Here is a 14,246-nt window from a genome sequence, read left to right as displayed (position 1 = left end):
TTTTATCAAAAGGTGCCCTTTTTGTTTACTAGAATTGTGACAAAAAAGGCGTTGGGTCTACACTTTTTAGTGTAAGCTCCAACGCCTTAATTTTTATTTTACTGGAGTTTTGTCCCAGCCTCTTTTTAAACTAATTAAATTTTTAGTTCTAAAACTTTTTTACTTTTACCAATTATCCCTGAATATTCACCTTTTTTTGGTACCTTTTTTCCAGAATGAACTTTCATGCCTGCTTCATTTAATCTTTTAATCAATAATTCTCGCTGATTATTATTTGTTTTTCTTGGCATATTATTCACCTGCTCCTTCATTATTTCTATTATACAACTTTTCTAGATTTTTTAATAGTTTTTCAAAATCCATAGCAATATTTAACATTAAACTTTCATATTTTTCCTCTTCTAATATACTTGAATCTAATACAATAGTGAAAACCACACTTTCATCCCCAGCTTTTACCAACCGGGATATATATTGGCGGTTAAACTTTTCATTTTCCCTCGTGTGTGTGAAAGAATAGTACTCGTCTTCCATCAAGGCTGCTCTCAATATTCCAATGCGATTATTATCTATTAACTTTTGGAATTTCCTCGCATTTGGCCCGGAAAATTCCTCAAAAACCAAACCATAATCTTTTTCAATTATTTCAAAAGATATAATCATTAGTGAGCATAATACTGCATCCTTTTGAGTCAACATATTATCCTTCTTATTAGCAATCATATTATAAACTTTGATAATAAACTCAACTAATAGTTCAGGATTTCCTTCTATATTATATATTCGTTTTGCTTTTCTAAATTCCTTTAAAGTAGATGTATCACATTGATAATATATTTGCTGTACTGCATTTAAATTAACCTCTTCCACTACCGATCCGTACTGATAGTTTAACTTAAATTTAGTTTGTCCATGTATATTATTTTCCTCATAATGATACCACTGAACAGCATTAACATATGCATTCTGTTGTACGAATTTATTTAAAATAATCATAAGATTATCTTGTAACCTATATTTATTTAATTCTTTATTAGCCATGACTAAAATAGCCATTTCAGATTCTAGAGTTTTTTCTAATTCTCTTCTATCTTCTTCTTTTTCATCAATCTTATTTTTAAAGTATATTATTATTGCAACAATTATTAAGATAGTCCATACTACTGAAAATTTTGGTTCATCCACTAAAGGTTCAATCCAAAAGCCAAAAAATTTTTTCGCCTGTTCTGAATTTTCAACCCACAAGTCAAAAAATAAGATAAAAAGTAAAGAAGCATAAATATATATCGATGACTTTTTCATATATCTACATTCCTTTCATCCTCCTTATATTACCATAGTTTAATTGAGTGAAATACATCAATTTATTTTTTAATGAACCATTAATATACATTTATTTAGGTTACATCCTTCTCAACGCTTCAATCTGTTCCTCCTGCGATGAATCAACATAAATAACGGTTGTTTGAATGCTCTCATGCCGGGCTAACTTTCTTATAATATCAATAGGAGTTCCAGAATTCGCAAGGTTTTTACAAAAACTGTGACGGAAGCGGTGTGGGGTGATGTTTTCCATATTTGCCAGCTGGGCATATTTATTCAACATCTTTTGAATTCCTCTTTCAGATAAAAACGGGGAACGTTCCGATACAAATAATCGGGTGGATTCCTTATGTATTTTCTTTTCAAGACCTTTTCGATACTTTAACCATTTTCGTAAATTTTTAGCGTGCTTCTGAACAAGCATTACAATTGCAAATTTATTTCCCTTACCAGAACGAATAATCACTCTAAGGTCTTTTTCCTTGGTTATAATATCATCTATTTCTAATGAAGAAACTTCATGCACTTGTAGTCCTGCATACAACATTAAATCGATAATTGCAAGATTACGCAGTCGCTTAAATTCATTCTGTTCTAATTGAACATAACTGATGAAGCAGTCTTGTTCTTCTTTAGTTAACCATTTTGTTTCATTAGAACTATTAGCATATTTCAATGATTCAATCTTGATACGAGTCATCGGATTGTCCTTAACCAGACCTTGATCAAATAAAAAAGCAAAAAAACCTTTAATGCAGCAATATATTTATTTATGGTTGCTGGTTTCCGTTTGCATTGATGTTTTAAATAGCTAGTATATTCTTTTATATCAATGGGACGTGTTTCATCAATATTATAGTCCCCGTAAATCTCTTCTTTCCATTTCAGAAAATGTGTAACTGTTGTACGGTAAGCAGTAATCGTCTTTTCGTCTTTCGCTTCTTCATATAAATAATGAACAAATGGATCAATATAGTTTTCATTCTCTCCCATCCAAGAATAAAATAATTCTACGAACAATCCTCATTAAGCCTTTTTAAAATTCTACGACCAATAATCCGTCTTAATTTACCTCATTTGTCTTAGAATCATAATTCTACGACTAATTTTATGTATAATCCAGAAAGGTAAACATTTCTGGATTCATTTCAAAGTATCAACTATGAATTTCGACTTTCTACTATTAAATTCCTTTAAGCCTTATTTTCAGCGCCTCCATAACAAGCCGTTTATTTTCTGAATCCAAATAGTCTATATCGTTTAAATCGATTTTTCCTTGTCCAGAATATAGGTGAAGAGCCAAGTTTAAAACAAACTTTTCACTACGTGACCAAGATTTGGCTAACCTTCGTAATTTATCCTCTTCAATAATTCCTTCATAAATATTAATAAATTCCTCTGTCAAATAAGATTGTAATTTGCTATGATTAGAAAATAAAAAGGTAACTGCGTCAATATAAGGATTGATACTAGATAATGTTTTCATTACTTACTCCTTTCATTGTTAGAAATAACTTTAAACACTTCGTTATTAACTATTTGTTAAAAGTAATTAACTCATAGTTATGATTATAATCTCCTTTCCTTGCTTCTGCAAAGGAAGGTTTTTGGTTGGTGAATATCTTTGAATTCAAAAGAATTTGGTCAATATTTACGTACTCTGAGAAAAGCTAAGCGACTTACTATTGATGAATTAGCTGCTGAATTAGGTGTCAGCAATGCTTATATTTCTCAAATTGAAACTGGAAAAAAGGGAATACCTTCTCCAGAATTATTAAAACAATTTCATATGGCACTTGATGTAACGTATGAACACTTGATGGAAAAAGCGGGTTATGTGGATGCATCTTTGCCTCTGTCTCAAGATTTATATAGTTTATTTAAAGATAATCAAGCCCTTTACTACAGAGGTATCAGACTCACTCCAAATCAGCAACGATTATTAAAAGATCTTCTGGAAGAATTTATTTCATCTTCTATAGACACATAAGGGAAAAACATGAAATTTAATAGAAGGATGCATCAACACATCAATTAAGTCCTTATCTTCTATCACTTCCCTATAGGTTTTTCCCTTGTTAAACTAGTTATCTTTAGTTGATTTATCCCGAATACATAAAAGGCCTTATTGTCATACATTATTTAAAAAATAGTCTTGCAAGTTCTTCATTCTCCTGCTGGGCTTTAAGTAAACGAACACTTTCTTCAGGCATTGGAATTGGAAATGTCATCTTTTCAATTCTGCTACCTACGCGTCCTGCTGGATATTCCCTTGATAATTCTTCGAAACTAAAATTAGATGTTATAATTGTCGGTCTTTTAAATCCCAGTCTCTCATCAAGAATTTGTGTCAACATTTCCTCTGACCAACGTGTTACGTTTTCTACACCAAGGTCATCAATAACTAATAATGGGACACGCTTAAATGTATTAACCAGCTCGTATGTTCCATTCTCTGATTTTTCCTGAAAGGTTTTCTTTACTTCATTAAGCAAATTAACAGAAGAAATATATAATGATTCTACATCATACTTTTTTATTAATGCATTTGTTATGCTGATAGCTAAATGGGTTTTTCCAGACCCTTTTGTATTGCTATATAAGAACAAACCTTTTCCTTTATCTTTCATATCCGTAAACATTTCAACATATTTTATAGCGACTCTTTTAGCATATAAAGCTTTTTGTTTATCTCGTTGATTCACATAAATATTAGTATCAAATGAATTAACAGAGACATTTTTATATTCATCAGGTATCTTTGCTGATTGAATTTTTCGTTGATAATGTCTTGTAACAATACAATCACAAGTTCTTGCAAATTCTGTTTTATCTTTATTAACAAGATGCATTAACCCACTTCCGTCGCATTTACCATATGGACAATTAGAAGTCGCATTCAAGATTTCTAGTCCATCCTCCGTCAATACCTGCTCTTTCTGTAACTTTGTTGAAGATTGACTCACCTTTGTTTTCAAGTTTTCCATAATTGATTGAATTCCGTCCATTTTGAAACTCCTCCTGTTCTGTTTTTGCATTATTAAAAATGTAGTTTGCTACATATTGAAATGATTTGATTTTATCTCCAGAATACTTTTGTTTAAATCCAGCAAAACATTCTTTCGTCAAGTCTAAGATCTCATTTATTGGGTAACTTTGTTCTAAGACTGCTTCAATAGCTGTACGGTCATTAACAGTTAGTTTATTTCGATTACTTAGTTCTAAATATAACTTACTAATTTTTGCAAAGGATAAATTTTTATTTAAATCCGGCCCATCCTCCTTCTCTGAAGAAGTATTTGATATAGTTTCTGAAGTAGTCTCTGAAGTAATCTCTGGTATTGCTCCAGAATTATTGTCATTCGAATTGGAAAAATTTCCACTTGGTAAGAGCATTATATACTCTTCAATGTGGTATCCTATTCTGTTCAAATCCTCGATGACTTTTGTCAGATTAACACGATATTGGATTGTCCGATCCCATTTATATTTTGGATTTCTTCTTTGGGCTATATATCCCATATCATCTAGCTCTTTTAAATAAGTTCTAATTGTCTTTTCATTTAAATTTAACATTGTTTCCTCTGATAACTCTTCTGCTTTCTTATAAATCCAGCCATAACTAAGTGGAGAATCATCGCTATCTCTTTCTAGTTGCATTCGTTTCTTTTCCTCTAAGAAATACAAATTAGAATCCTTAACACGTTTTGACCAATAAATAAGTTGATTTAATAGTATTGCTTTAATATAATTTCCTGTTATAACAACTAATTCCTCTCTAACAACTGCTACTTTCCAAACTTTTTTCTGCAAGTTATCGCCTCCTTTAAATGAATATATAGTTTTTACTTTGATAGATATAGACTTTCAGCAAACAAGCGTTTTATAGTTTTCTTTATTTTTTACTGTTTTTCAATTCCTTCAAAATTGGTTCATATTTTTCAAGAAACTCATAAACTGCTAAAGAATAAATTTTCCCTACTGGTAATGACACCTGCTCGATGAATTTCTTCATACGATCTACAAGTGCTTTATCAGTTTTGAATGAGTTGGTAACCTTGTTACTTTCAAGCGGGAGCTGAAGCAATGCTGTAAAAAAATCTGTGCTTTCTGCCCCTATTGAATTCTTTAAATTAGCGGTCGGTTGTTGTTTACTTTTTGACGGATAACAAATTTCATAATCTAGTGGCTCAATCTCATTTGTTCCTGTATAAAACCACTTTTTACTCTCATCATCAAATTTATAGCCGAATTTTATTAACCGCTGCCGTAAAGTGCCTCTTGAAAATCCTTCAGATTCACTTATATTGTAAATACTCTTTCCTTCTTCATTTACCATTCGGATTAGTTCTTTTACCTGCATTTTTACCTCCTAAACTAAAAATTTACTGGAAATTCTCCTTTTAAGAGGTTTGCTAAAAAAATTTTCATTGATGAAAATAAACCTTTGTAGGTATTACTCTACACATACCCTATAAGCCCTTAATTCATCATCTGAATATTTACCTCTTAAACTGTAATTTTGAATGTTTGCTGAAAGTCTTAAATAGTTTACTTTCGTATTTCTCTCTTTTTAAGAGGTTTACCAAAAAAATTTTCACTTGATGAAAAAAAAACTTTTGTAGGTATTGCTTTACACATAATCTTTAAGCCTCTTAATTCATCTGAATATTTACCTCCTAAACTGTAATTTTAAATGTTTGCTAAAAGTCTTAAATAGTTTACTTTCGTATTTCTCTCTTTTTAAGAGGTTTACTAAAAAAATTTTCCTTTGATAAAAATATTTTCTTAGTCATTGCTCTACCAATGATATTTATGAATTTCCAAACATTTAAATTACCCATTAAATTTCTAGTGCCTATTCGAATTTATCTTCCTAGAAGGTAAGATGTTTTCAGCAAAGGAATTATTTATTGTAAGATGCTCTTCTAGAAAAGAAGTGCTTTTTATTTGTAGGTCATATCTCAGTCACTAGATGATTCACTGAATCAATAATCTAGTGAATGGTTCACTTGTATTCACAAACTCATTCACTGGGATTTTCTCCCTCCAAACCCTTGTTAGACAGGGGATGCTTTAACGGAGGAGAATGGAAGATTTGTTGGCTACAACTTACACTTAGTTCTTTTTCGTCCAGTTTGTTAATAATGAAAAGGAGGAATTTTACAAAATGAATACAATCTCAAGTTATAAATTATCAGTACGTGATAAAGACATCTTATCAACGTTATTTCGCTACCGTGGTATGACAGCATTACAACTAACACAGAAAGTGCATAAAAGTTTGGAACCTCGAAATTCACAAAAATCAATGATTCATAATTATTTAAAGAGACTTAAAGAACAAAAAATCATTACCTCAAAAAAGTTAGAAGACTACGTTGGCTTGGGATCAGTTTATTATTTAACACCGAATGGATTTAAATTGACAAAGGATTTATTAAATATTGAGATCGGACAAAAAGGAGATGGATACACATTTGCAGATGAAATAGATGGATACCATACACACGCAGATTTAGAGTATAGTATTTATAAACCCCCTTTAGAGCAAATTGCACATCATCTGTTATTAATTGAATCATTAATTAAAATAGATTTTCTTAACACGGACGAACTAATTGACTATCGTCTTTCTATGTATGCCACAGGGGAATATATCTACAAAAATAGGGTAGGAAAATTGCGTCCTGATGCCGAATTACTTATAGGAGATCGAAATTTCTTTATAGAAATAGATAAAGGAACAGAGGGATACCAACAATTATACGAAAAATTTATTAACTATCGACATTATTTATCACAACTAGAGACTAGCAAACTTCCATCAAGTATATTTTTCATCACAGACAAAAAACGGCAACTTTACGGATTAAAAAGAAGATGGACAACTATTTTAGTTGCTTATCTGAACGCAATGGGAGAAATGGCCACTAAAGTGAACTTAATTTTATCACCAATAAATAAATTGGAGGGAACCATCAACTTTGAAATTAACCGTCCCAAATATAAAAAACTTGCATTAGACAGGGTACGGGATTTTCTGTCAAATCAGGGGTATTCATCCATTAACTTTTATGAAATTAAATCAATAGTGCCATTTGCAGTCGCAATCAAAAATCAAAAATATCAGTTAGTATTTTTATCATTGAGTGGTGAATATGATTCTACTGTATTTGGCAATTTCATCTTATTTATGAAAAATATGAGTAATATAGATCCTGCATTACGCAAAAACGGGCTTACACGTTCAGGACTGGAGCAAATTATCCTTTCGAAACATGAGAACCCTTATTTACCTTCTATATTTCCAAAGGAAAGATGGTCAAACGAACAACAACTTTATTCTGAAATACTGCATAAATACCTTACTATTTTACAAATATAGAACATCAGGTTATACTAGTGTTCATTTTTGATTTACCCTAAATAGAAATAAAAAATGACTTCTGTCTGAATCCAGTAGAAGTCATTTTTTCATTTCTTTTATTCTCTTGTCTTACAACTTTTGAATAATACACATATCACCCTTTGGAAATACTATTCGCTGATTTTTATCAAATGTTAGTTGTTCTTCTGCTTGAAAGATATACAATGCCTCTCCCACTTCCAACGCATCCTCCTCAGCTTTATGCCGAACTTTAAAGATTGCACTCGCTTCATCAAGTGACATTGCATGGATCGATGTGACTTTTTCATCTTTTTCCTCTCGACTTATTACTACAACATATTCTTTCATTTCACTCATGTTTTTACCTCCAGCTTTGAATTTAAATATAAAAAAACATCGCTAAGAATGTCTACGATTGTCATCGTCACACATCTTACCGATGATTTTTACCTATTACACGGACCCAAAAGGTCTTCTATTATGTTGTTTGTTAAAATAAAAGTAAATAAAAATATTTCTTACACTATTATTCTATCTTAGAGGTTACCATATTCTAACCTGTTCTTATCGATTCTCTGCTCTTTTTTCACTTTACCTCAAACCAAATTAAAATTACAGGCCTCTCTGCCAGAAAAAAATTGAAGTTTCTACGCTCCGCTATGATTAATCATGTAGATATAGCGAGTAGCCCCAATTTGCCAAACTTTTACGTTTAGAAAAAACATTGACTAAATCAGATATAAATATTTAATTTCACTTATGATTTTTTATGTCTCTAAACTAACCGTACATGACCACGAACTGACCTGTTGCGGAATTTATGTATAGGAAATACAAAATAATCCCTATAATAGTTTTAAAAATTAATGTAAAGCGGTGCAAGAATATGAAAGTAAAGGGAACGGTAAAATCCGTTGGTAAAAAACCAAACTTTTGGGGGGATTATGAGAAAAACATTCCCCCAAAAGTAAAGGAGATGATATATGATCAATATTATAGCCTCGATACCATGTTTATTTATTGTGACTGCTCCATGCAATTAGAAAAAAACATGATGTCTGCAGCCTGTTCTTATTTACAGGGCGGATCTGTAACAGTCAAAAGTAGTATTATTTATCCGCCAAATGATTGTAAGGGGAAAAATACATACGGAGAATTACAAGCTGTTATGTTTGGTCTAAATCACTTTGATAAACATATGAACAGATTTACTAAAAAGATAGTCATTTATTCAGATGTTAAAGATATTAACAGGATTTTAAACCGTATTGTAACCTTTAGAAAAGTTTCTTCTTTAATGAAACTACAAACGTCATTAATACTACTATTTGAACAGAAGCAGATGGAAAATCCGAATCTAAATATATCAATAGAATACCTGTCATATGATATAAAAGCTTATAACCCCTTCGCAAAAAGCGCTCATAATGCTGCAAGAAAAGTATTAAAAGAAAAGTGAGGGATATTAATGGGAACATACTATGCAATTGGTGTTGTAAAAAAGTTTACTACTAAATCAAATCAAGTACTCAGTGAAGCTGATTGGAAGGATCACCTGAATGAAAGACTTGATACCGAACAATACTCCATAAAATTCGAGGATACTTCAGTAGAAGGAGTTTTAAAAAACTTGGTCTTTGAAAATAATATTGAGGATTTTTACAACAAGCTTGTCAACATAACAATTAACGATAGGATTTCTTATTACTTTGAAAGATCTGGGACCGACATAGATAAATATCAATTTTGGATTACAGGAATGACATTAAAGGAATATAATCCTAATATACTGCTATCAGTTGAATTTGCTATCCTGTTTATTGAAGGAAAAGTTTTTGTTGAAGAATTTAGTGTTGAACCAAAACTTATCAATTGGTTGTTCAGACACACCGATTTATCAAACCCGCTAAGCGGCTGTATTATGTCGGATATCGTGGGGTAATTTTCCTCCAATTCATCTTTGGAAATTATAATAGCTTGGGTGATAAAAATGAAGAGACTAAATGATAACAAAGAATATTGCCCATTTTGTCTTGTTAGCTTGCAAGGCGAACGTATTCCGGAAGAGTTGCAACCACATTACGGCGCCACTCACGGTTCTTGAAAGATTGCTATATATAGTATTGAAGAAGATCGAACTGTGAAGTGGCAATGTCCAGACTGTGGAAAGGAATGGAATCGGAAGTGATGAGCAAATTGAAAATCCTCGCTCTTTTTTCAAAAATAGTAATCCCTTTTTTAATTCTTAAATTTTAAAAACTAGAGACACGATTTCACCTTGTTTGTATCTTTAATTATTAATATAAAAATGTTGAAAAATCCCCATAAATTTACTCTTTACAAGACTTTCTTAACCAATTCGTCTACTAATCCTTAAACTGCTATTAATTGCCACCCAAAAATTATAGCTAAATAGAAATTAAGTTATAATTTTTTACTTACAATCGTAACGAATGCCAGTATCTATAATTGGTTACGATTGAACTTTTTAACCAATTTTTAATTGTTATTTTATTAGGGTTTCGAATATTAGTTACCAGATCTTTTGACTTCATATATTAATAATTTTTTACTAAATGCTCAATATTGTTTTATACCGGTGATCAATAAAAGGGACGATTAATACATACCAATGATAGTAACCATATATTGCTCGTGAATTTTGAGCAAAGTGTTTGAATCACTTTGAGAAGAAAAGATTGTGAAAATAATTGGCTCCTATGAAAAAAGTAACCTTTTACAAATCAAGCCTTTCAACAAAAGTACTTATCATGTTACAGATTTTCCAATGCAATAATTATAATTTAATTATACTATGAAAAATGAATCGTAGATTAATCAACATAACTGGATATTTTAAACATACCCAATTATCCCTATGAACAACTTCATAACCCTGTCCTTCGATAACCGCATCAAATTAGGATTGTCAAGATCTTGTTGCAATCCATCCAAAAGGACTATTATTATCTGGCAACTCCAAGTTCCGCTTAATTATCTGATACAAACGAATCATATTTTTGGGGTAAAAGATTATTAATCGTCTTTTCCTAATCAACTATCCTTTGCAGGAATTCTTCCCACTTGTCATCCTCTAAGTAGAATAAGTCCAAATAAGAAGATTCTACTTCATCACCTAATGGTCCTTTCTCTTTCATTATTCTTTGACCATACCCTTCGTTTTGTGAGGAATACATATGCTGCAGATTAGAAATCAATTGGTTAAATCTTATATCAGGTTGCTGCTCCCAAATCCTTTGTAAGAGTGACATAATTCTATTAATTCGCTCCTTCTCCCGCATTTTCCCACCACCATTTTCTTCGGAATTTATTGTCTCAATTGTACCATCGTAATGTTCTCTAACCCATCCCTTTTCCGTCCTATAAACAATAGCAGTCTTGTTGGCTTTAGCATCAATCCTTGCACGTTCACCTGTCATCTTCGCCCACTTATCGACCCATTCGAACTTCCTCTTATGCTCTGTCATAAAATAACTTCATCCCTTCCTACTTTGCACTTATATTACGTTATTTCTTAAAGCGACTGTTACTCATTTTCAATCTGGGCTTTCTTATTTGAAAACAAGCTGAAGGTTATTTATACAACGTTCTAACACATTCGTAAAAAAATAATTAATCCGTTTAACTCCGTTCAGCCAATTCCACATTCTCTATATATTCCTCATACCCAATATCAGCTTTATTCTGATTACACTTGATACAAGCACAGACAGTTACTCGGTGTGCTTGCTCCCCCTCTTCCACTAACTGCTTAGCTTTATCATAACTTATTATATTTTCATATCTAAAATTACTTGAATCTCGACCACGAATGATGATTTCTTTTGATGATCTAACAAGGATGTATCAAAGCTATATTCTTACCTCGACCAAGTATTCTTTCATGCCTTCGATCTTAACAATTCCGGCAAAATGACTCTCTCTTAGTTAATTATTATTTATTACTAATGAACATACATGAATTAATTACCAGATACACTAAAACTTCAATCAATTCCTTTAATTGAATTATCCTCATTACATTCCTCGTTTTTCATTTGAATGAAAAATTTTGGTGTCTGCATAGGGCTTCCATAAAAATAATCCTATAATCATAATAACAACTGTATTTTCCTGATTTACATTATTAGTAGAAAATTAGAATAAAAAATGAGAAAATTAAGTAATAACATAGAGTTTTGTCGAAGAATATCTTTATTGTCTAGGAGGTACTAAAAATAAGTTACAACAGAACACTTCTAAAGGATAGTTTCATTAATAACATAGATTCAGCAATTAGCTCAAAAAGAAAAAAATATGCAGATTATCATAAAACGGTATTCCATATTCATACACCAGCCTCACATGATTATAGACTATTAGAAAGTGCAAATACTGATTATTACAGTAAAATGTCAGATGAAGAAATGTATTTATTGGCTATAAAAGAACAACTATTTCCTGAAAATAGCTTATCCTACGAAGAAGCATTAGATATTACAACCCAAAATAAACATTTTGAAACAATAAAAGAATATTTTGCGTACTTACTAATAGCTAAAAAGTTGTCTGATCAAAATATTAAATTAGCTGTCATTACTGATCATAATACAATATCCGGTTACCAAAAGCTTGCTGAAGCTGTAAATATTTTCCATAAAACTTTTCCTAAAAGAACATATACAAATATTTTATTAGGTATTGAAATATCTTGTGCTGATAAATGTCATGTTGTTGGTATATTTGAAAATAAGCCTGAAATAATTAATCGTTTGGCTCTGTTAAAGTTTAATGTTGATATAAAGAAAAAATAAGAACTTCCAATTATCTGGAAGTTCTATCTTGTAATATAGTCTTATTCAACTAAAACTTTCTTTTGCTGAAGAACTCATCTTTAAGAATACTCAATCTTAAACGGTCAACAAATTTTTTATTTCTTAATCGGTCTTGTCTCAAAATACCTTCTTCGACATAACCCATTCGTTTATAAGATTTTATGGCTCTTTCATTATCAACCTCAACTCTAAGCCAAATCTTGTTAAGTTCTAATTCATTAAACCCCCACAAAAGCATTTCTTGCATCGCAGATAATCCATACCCTTTTCCCCAATAGTTTTTATCACCTATTGCTATGCCTAATTCGGCGTGTTTGTTTAATTTATCGATGTTTTTCAGGTCAATCCAACCTATATGTTTACCCTGTTCAGTTACTATCGCTTTTTGTTCATATCCATTTGTTTTTTCAATGCACATCTTAATCCAATTTAGAGTTTCTTCTCTGCTAAATGGTGGATATTTATCTGGCATATTTAAATGTTTTGTTACTTCTTTATCTAAACACCATTGATATCGGTCTTCGACATCATCAAGAGTTAATTCTCTTAGTATTACTTTTGGCAGTTTTTTTGTTTCCATTTTTTGTCCCCCTTTTATACCGTAATAGCTCTTCCCACTAATCTGCCCGATACGTTGGATAAGAAACAATGTTATATCACAATTTTATTTAACCTAATTGTATCAAAGGTTTCCGAATTTTGTGTTAAGTTCCCTCTAATAATCAAGTCATTCATCGTGACTTCATTTCTTTGATGTTGAATGCTTTCTAATACCTGAAACCAGACAAGGTAATTGTTTAGGTACTTAGTAGCAACACCGTTAAATCGTTGTATCCATCCTTTAAGCCTTCGATGGTAATTATTGACGTTCTGAATATGGTATAACCCCTTTGTACGAACCTTACCATCAGACTTGAATTGATAAATAACCATTCCTTTTTCAGCAGCGTATGTTTTAAAGGCACGCCAAGAATCGGTACATAATATATTTTCACTTGAAAGTTTATGACCGATAGCTTTGTCCAATTGTTCTTTTGTTAATCTACCCATTCCTAATACCTGTGAAAAAGTCATTTTGTCACGGTCCCTTGCAACTAGAACACATACTTGTTCATTGCTTATACCACGTTTCTTTGCAGAACCACCACGCTTGCGGGGCTTTCTATCTTTAATTTTTCTCTGTCCTTTTTCTGAGTACAAGAAATAGGTCTCGTCCATTTCAACGATACCTTCAAAGTTTGATATTTCCAATTGTTTTAACGAAGATAAGAGCTTGTGTCTCCAATAAAATAATGTGACGTGAGTAACATTGCCAATCAATTCAGCAGACTTACGTAATGAATATCCTTCTATCATACACTCGATAAACTTCATCCATTGGTTAAGACGACGAGTTCGATATAAAGCTGTATGTGTAAGGTCGGTAAATGTCTTTTTACACGCTTTGCATCGATAACGTTGCTTTTTAACTTCTTCTCCTTCAACGATAGTTGAATATTTTCCAAACCGAACAATATGCTCCGATTCACAATCTGGACAACGATAACCATTCTTGTTTTTACGCTCAGATATTTCTTGAAGAACGGTTCCTGTTGAGGAGGATGCTGTAAGTGCATCAATTAAATATTCTCGTAATCGATGTTTTTCTGCTGGATTTAGTTTTTGAATGGCTTTAAGAATAACAGTTGCTCTCATCG

At 31.5% G+C, this 14,246-nt stretch carries 17 protein-coding genes; 5 read left to right on the top strand and 12 right to left on the bottom strand.

The annotated features are described in order from the left end of the window. Positions 1-134: 134 nt before the first annotated feature. The 5 genes from BN2144_RS19880 to BN2144_RS08090 form a co-directional block, all read right to left on the bottom strand. Positions 135-290 carry a hypothetical protein gene (locus tag BN2144_RS19880; protein ID WP_154665499.1) on the bottom strand — a complete coding sequence of 52 codons (156 nt, stop codon included), beginning with the start codon at positions 288-290 and terminating at the stop codon, positions 135-137. 1 nt (position 291) lies between these two features. Further along, complete coding sequence (locus BN2144_RS08100) at positions 292-1,302, bottom strand: hypothetical protein (protein WP_033827773.1); 1,011 nt, start codon at positions 1,300-1,302, stop codon at positions 292-294. Positions 1,303-1,402: 100 nt separating this feature from the next. Beyond that, positions 1,403-1,999 (bottom strand): tyrosine-type recombinase/integrase, encoded by a 597-nt coding sequence (locus BN2144_RS08095; RefSeq protein WP_230199720.1) that lies wholly within the window; start codon positions 1,997-1,999, stop codon positions 1,403-1,405. Positions 2,000-2,019: 20 nt separating this feature from the next. Next, positions 2,020-2,316, bottom strand: coding sequence for a site-specific integrase (locus BN2144_RS20345; RefSeq protein ID WP_230199719.1), 297 nt, complete (start codon positions 2,314-2,316; stop codon positions 2,020-2,022). Between the two features lie 190 nt (positions 2,317-2,506). Next, a complete protein-coding gene (locus BN2144_RS08090) occupies positions 2,507-2,809 on the bottom strand; it encodes a hypothetical protein (RefSeq protein WP_042337773.1) in 303 nt (100 codons plus the stop codon). A gap of 138 nt (positions 2,810-2,947) precedes the next feature. Here BN2144_RS08090 and BN2144_RS19135 point away from each other — a divergent pair, with 138 nt between their 5' ends. Further along, positions 2,948-3,313 (top strand): helix-turn-helix domain-containing protein, encoded by a 366-nt coding sequence (locus BN2144_RS19135; protein WP_042337771.1) that lies wholly within the window; start codon positions 2,948-2,950, stop codon positions 3,311-3,313. A 148-nt stretch (positions 3,314-3,461) separates the two neighbouring features. On the opposite strand, the gene BN2144_RS08080 is transcribed toward BN2144_RS19135, so the two are convergent. From BN2144_RS08080 to BN2144_RS08070, 3 genes are all read right to left on the bottom strand, one after another. Then, positions 3,462-4,250, bottom strand: a complete 789-nt coding sequence (locus BN2144_RS08080; protein WP_042337769.1) for an ATP-binding protein — start codon at positions 4,248-4,250, stop codon at positions 3,462-3,464. After that, positions 4,210-5,136, bottom strand: coding sequence for a hypothetical protein (locus BN2144_RS20085; RefSeq protein WP_033827771.1), 927 nt, complete (start codon positions 5,134-5,136; stop codon positions 4,210-4,212). Before BN2144_RS20085 ends, BN2144_RS08080 begins: the two co-directional genes overlap by 41 nt. 82 nt (positions 5,137-5,218) lie before the next feature. Continuing rightward, complete coding sequence (locus BN2144_RS08070) at positions 5,219-5,686, bottom strand: hypothetical protein (protein WP_033827770.1); 468 nt, start codon at positions 5,684-5,686, stop codon at positions 5,219-5,221. An 807-nt stretch (positions 5,687-6,493) separates the two neighbouring features. Between BN2144_RS08070 and BN2144_RS08065 the strand changes: the two genes are divergently transcribed. Next, on the top strand, positions 6,494-7,711 hold the full coding sequence (locus tag BN2144_RS08065; protein ID WP_050632261.1) for a replication-relaxation family protein: 1,218 nt from the start codon (positions 6,494-6,496) through the stop codon (positions 7,709-7,711). 111 nt (positions 7,712-7,822) lie between these two features. On the opposite strand, the gene BN2144_RS08060 is transcribed toward BN2144_RS08065, so the two are convergent. Continuing rightward, the gene (locus BN2144_RS08060) at positions 7,823-8,071 is read right to left on the bottom strand and encodes a hypothetical protein (RefSeq protein ID WP_050632260.1); all 249 of its coding nucleotides are present in this window, start codon (positions 8,069-8,071) and stop codon (positions 7,823-7,825) included. A 529-nt stretch (positions 8,072-8,600) separates the two neighbouring features. Here BN2144_RS08060 and BN2144_RS08055 point away from each other — a divergent pair. After that, positions 8,601-9,173, top strand: coding sequence for a hypothetical protein (locus BN2144_RS08055; RefSeq protein ID WP_033827769.1), 573 nt, complete (start codon positions 8,601-8,603; stop codon positions 9,171-9,173). Positions 9,174-9,182: 9 nt separating this feature from the next. Continuing rightward, positions 9,183-9,656: a hypothetical protein gene (locus BN2144_RS08050; protein ID WP_050632259.1), complete on the top strand. Its 474-nt coding sequence runs from the start codon at positions 9,183-9,185 to the stop codon at positions 9,654-9,656. A 1,108-nt stretch (positions 9,657-10,764) separates the two neighbouring features. Here BN2144_RS08050 and BN2144_RS20340 read toward each other — a convergent pair. Then, on the bottom strand, positions 10,765-11,202 hold the full coding sequence (locus BN2144_RS20340) for a hypothetical protein (protein ID WP_033827768.1): 438 nt from the start codon (positions 11,200-11,202) through the stop codon (positions 10,765-10,767). A gap of 924 nt (positions 11,203-12,126) precedes the next feature. Here BN2144_RS20340 and BN2144_RS08040 point away from each other — a divergent pair. Beyond that, positions 12,127-12,528: a PHP domain-containing protein gene (locus BN2144_RS08040; protein ID WP_033827767.1), complete on the top strand. Its 402-nt coding sequence runs from the start codon at positions 12,127-12,129 to the stop codon at positions 12,526-12,528. A gap of 49 nt (positions 12,529-12,577) precedes the next feature. Here BN2144_RS08040 and BN2144_RS08035 read toward each other — a convergent pair whose 3' ends face one another. Together BN2144_RS08035 and BN2144_RS08030 are read right to left on the bottom strand one after the other, a co-directional pair. Next, entirely contained in the window at positions 12,578-13,129 is a 552-nt protein-coding gene (locus tag BN2144_RS08035; RefSeq protein ID WP_033826340.1) for a GNAT family N-acetyltransferase, read from the bottom strand. Positions 13,130-13,200: 71 nt separating this feature from the next. Continuing rightward, positions 13,201-14,244, bottom strand: a complete 1,044-nt coding sequence (locus BN2144_RS08030) for an IS1595 family transposase (protein ID WP_082195103.1) — start codon at positions 14,242-14,244, stop codon at positions 13,201-13,203. Positions 14,245-14,246: the final 2 nt, after the last annotated feature.

The sequence above is a fragment of the Bacillus andreraoultii genome (assembly GCF_001244735.1).
Classification (GTDB): Bacteria; Bacillota; Bacilli; order Bacillales; family Caldibacillaceae; genus Caldifermentibacillus; species Caldifermentibacillus andreraoultii.
This window is presented reverse-complemented; position numbering and strand designations above follow the sequence as displayed.

Bases quoted from the DNA above. Each gene is read 5' to 3' on its own strand.
- BN2144_RS19880 (WP_154665499.1), bottom strand. From the start codon at position 290: ATGCCAAGAAAAACAAATAATAATCAGCGAGAATTATTGATTAAAAGA.
- BN2144_RS08100 (WP_033827773.1), bottom strand. From the start codon at position 1,302: ATGAAAAAGTCATCGATATATATTTATGCTTCTTTACTTTTTATCTTA.
- BN2144_RS20345 (WP_230199719.1), bottom strand. From the start codon at position 2,316: ATGGGAGAGAATGAAAACTATATTGATCCATTTGTTCATTATTTATAT.
- BN2144_RS08090 (WP_042337773.1), bottom strand. From the start codon at position 2,809: ATGAAAACATTATCTAGTATCAATCCTTATATTGACGCAGTTACCTTT.
- BN2144_RS08070 (WP_033827770.1), bottom strand. From the start codon at position 5,686: ATGCAGGTAAAAGAACTAATCCGAATGGTAAATGAAGAAGGAAAGAGT.
- BN2144_RS08065 (WP_050632261.1), top strand. From the start codon at position 6,494: ATGAATACAATCTCAAGTTATAAATTATCAGTACGTGATAAAGACATC.
- BN2144_RS08060 (WP_050632260.1), bottom strand. From the start codon at position 8,071: ATGAGTGAAATGAAAGAATATGTTGTAGTAATAAGTCGAGAGGAAAAA.
- BN2144_RS08055 (WP_033827769.1), top strand. From the start codon at position 8,601: ATGAAAGTAAAGGGAACGGTAAAATCCGTTGGTAAAAAACCAAACTTT.
- BN2144_RS08050 (WP_050632259.1), top strand. From the start codon at position 9,183: ATGGGAACATACTATGCAATTGGTGTTGTAAAAAAGTTTACTACTAAA.
- BN2144_RS20340 (WP_033827768.1), bottom strand. From the start codon at position 11,202: ATGACAGAGCATAAGAGGAAGTTCGAATGGGTCGATAAGTGGGCGAAG.
- BN2144_RS08040 (WP_033827767.1), top strand. From the start codon at position 12,127: ATGTCAGATGAAGAAATGTATTTATTGGCTATAAAAGAACAACTATTT.
- BN2144_RS08035 (WP_033826340.1), bottom strand. From the start codon at position 13,129: ATGGAAACAAAAAAACTGCCAAAAGTAATACTAAGAGAATTAACTCTT.
- BN2144_RS08030 (WP_082195103.1), bottom strand. From the start codon at position 14,244: ATGAGAGCAACTGTTATTCTTAAAGCCATTCAAAAACTAAATCCAGCA.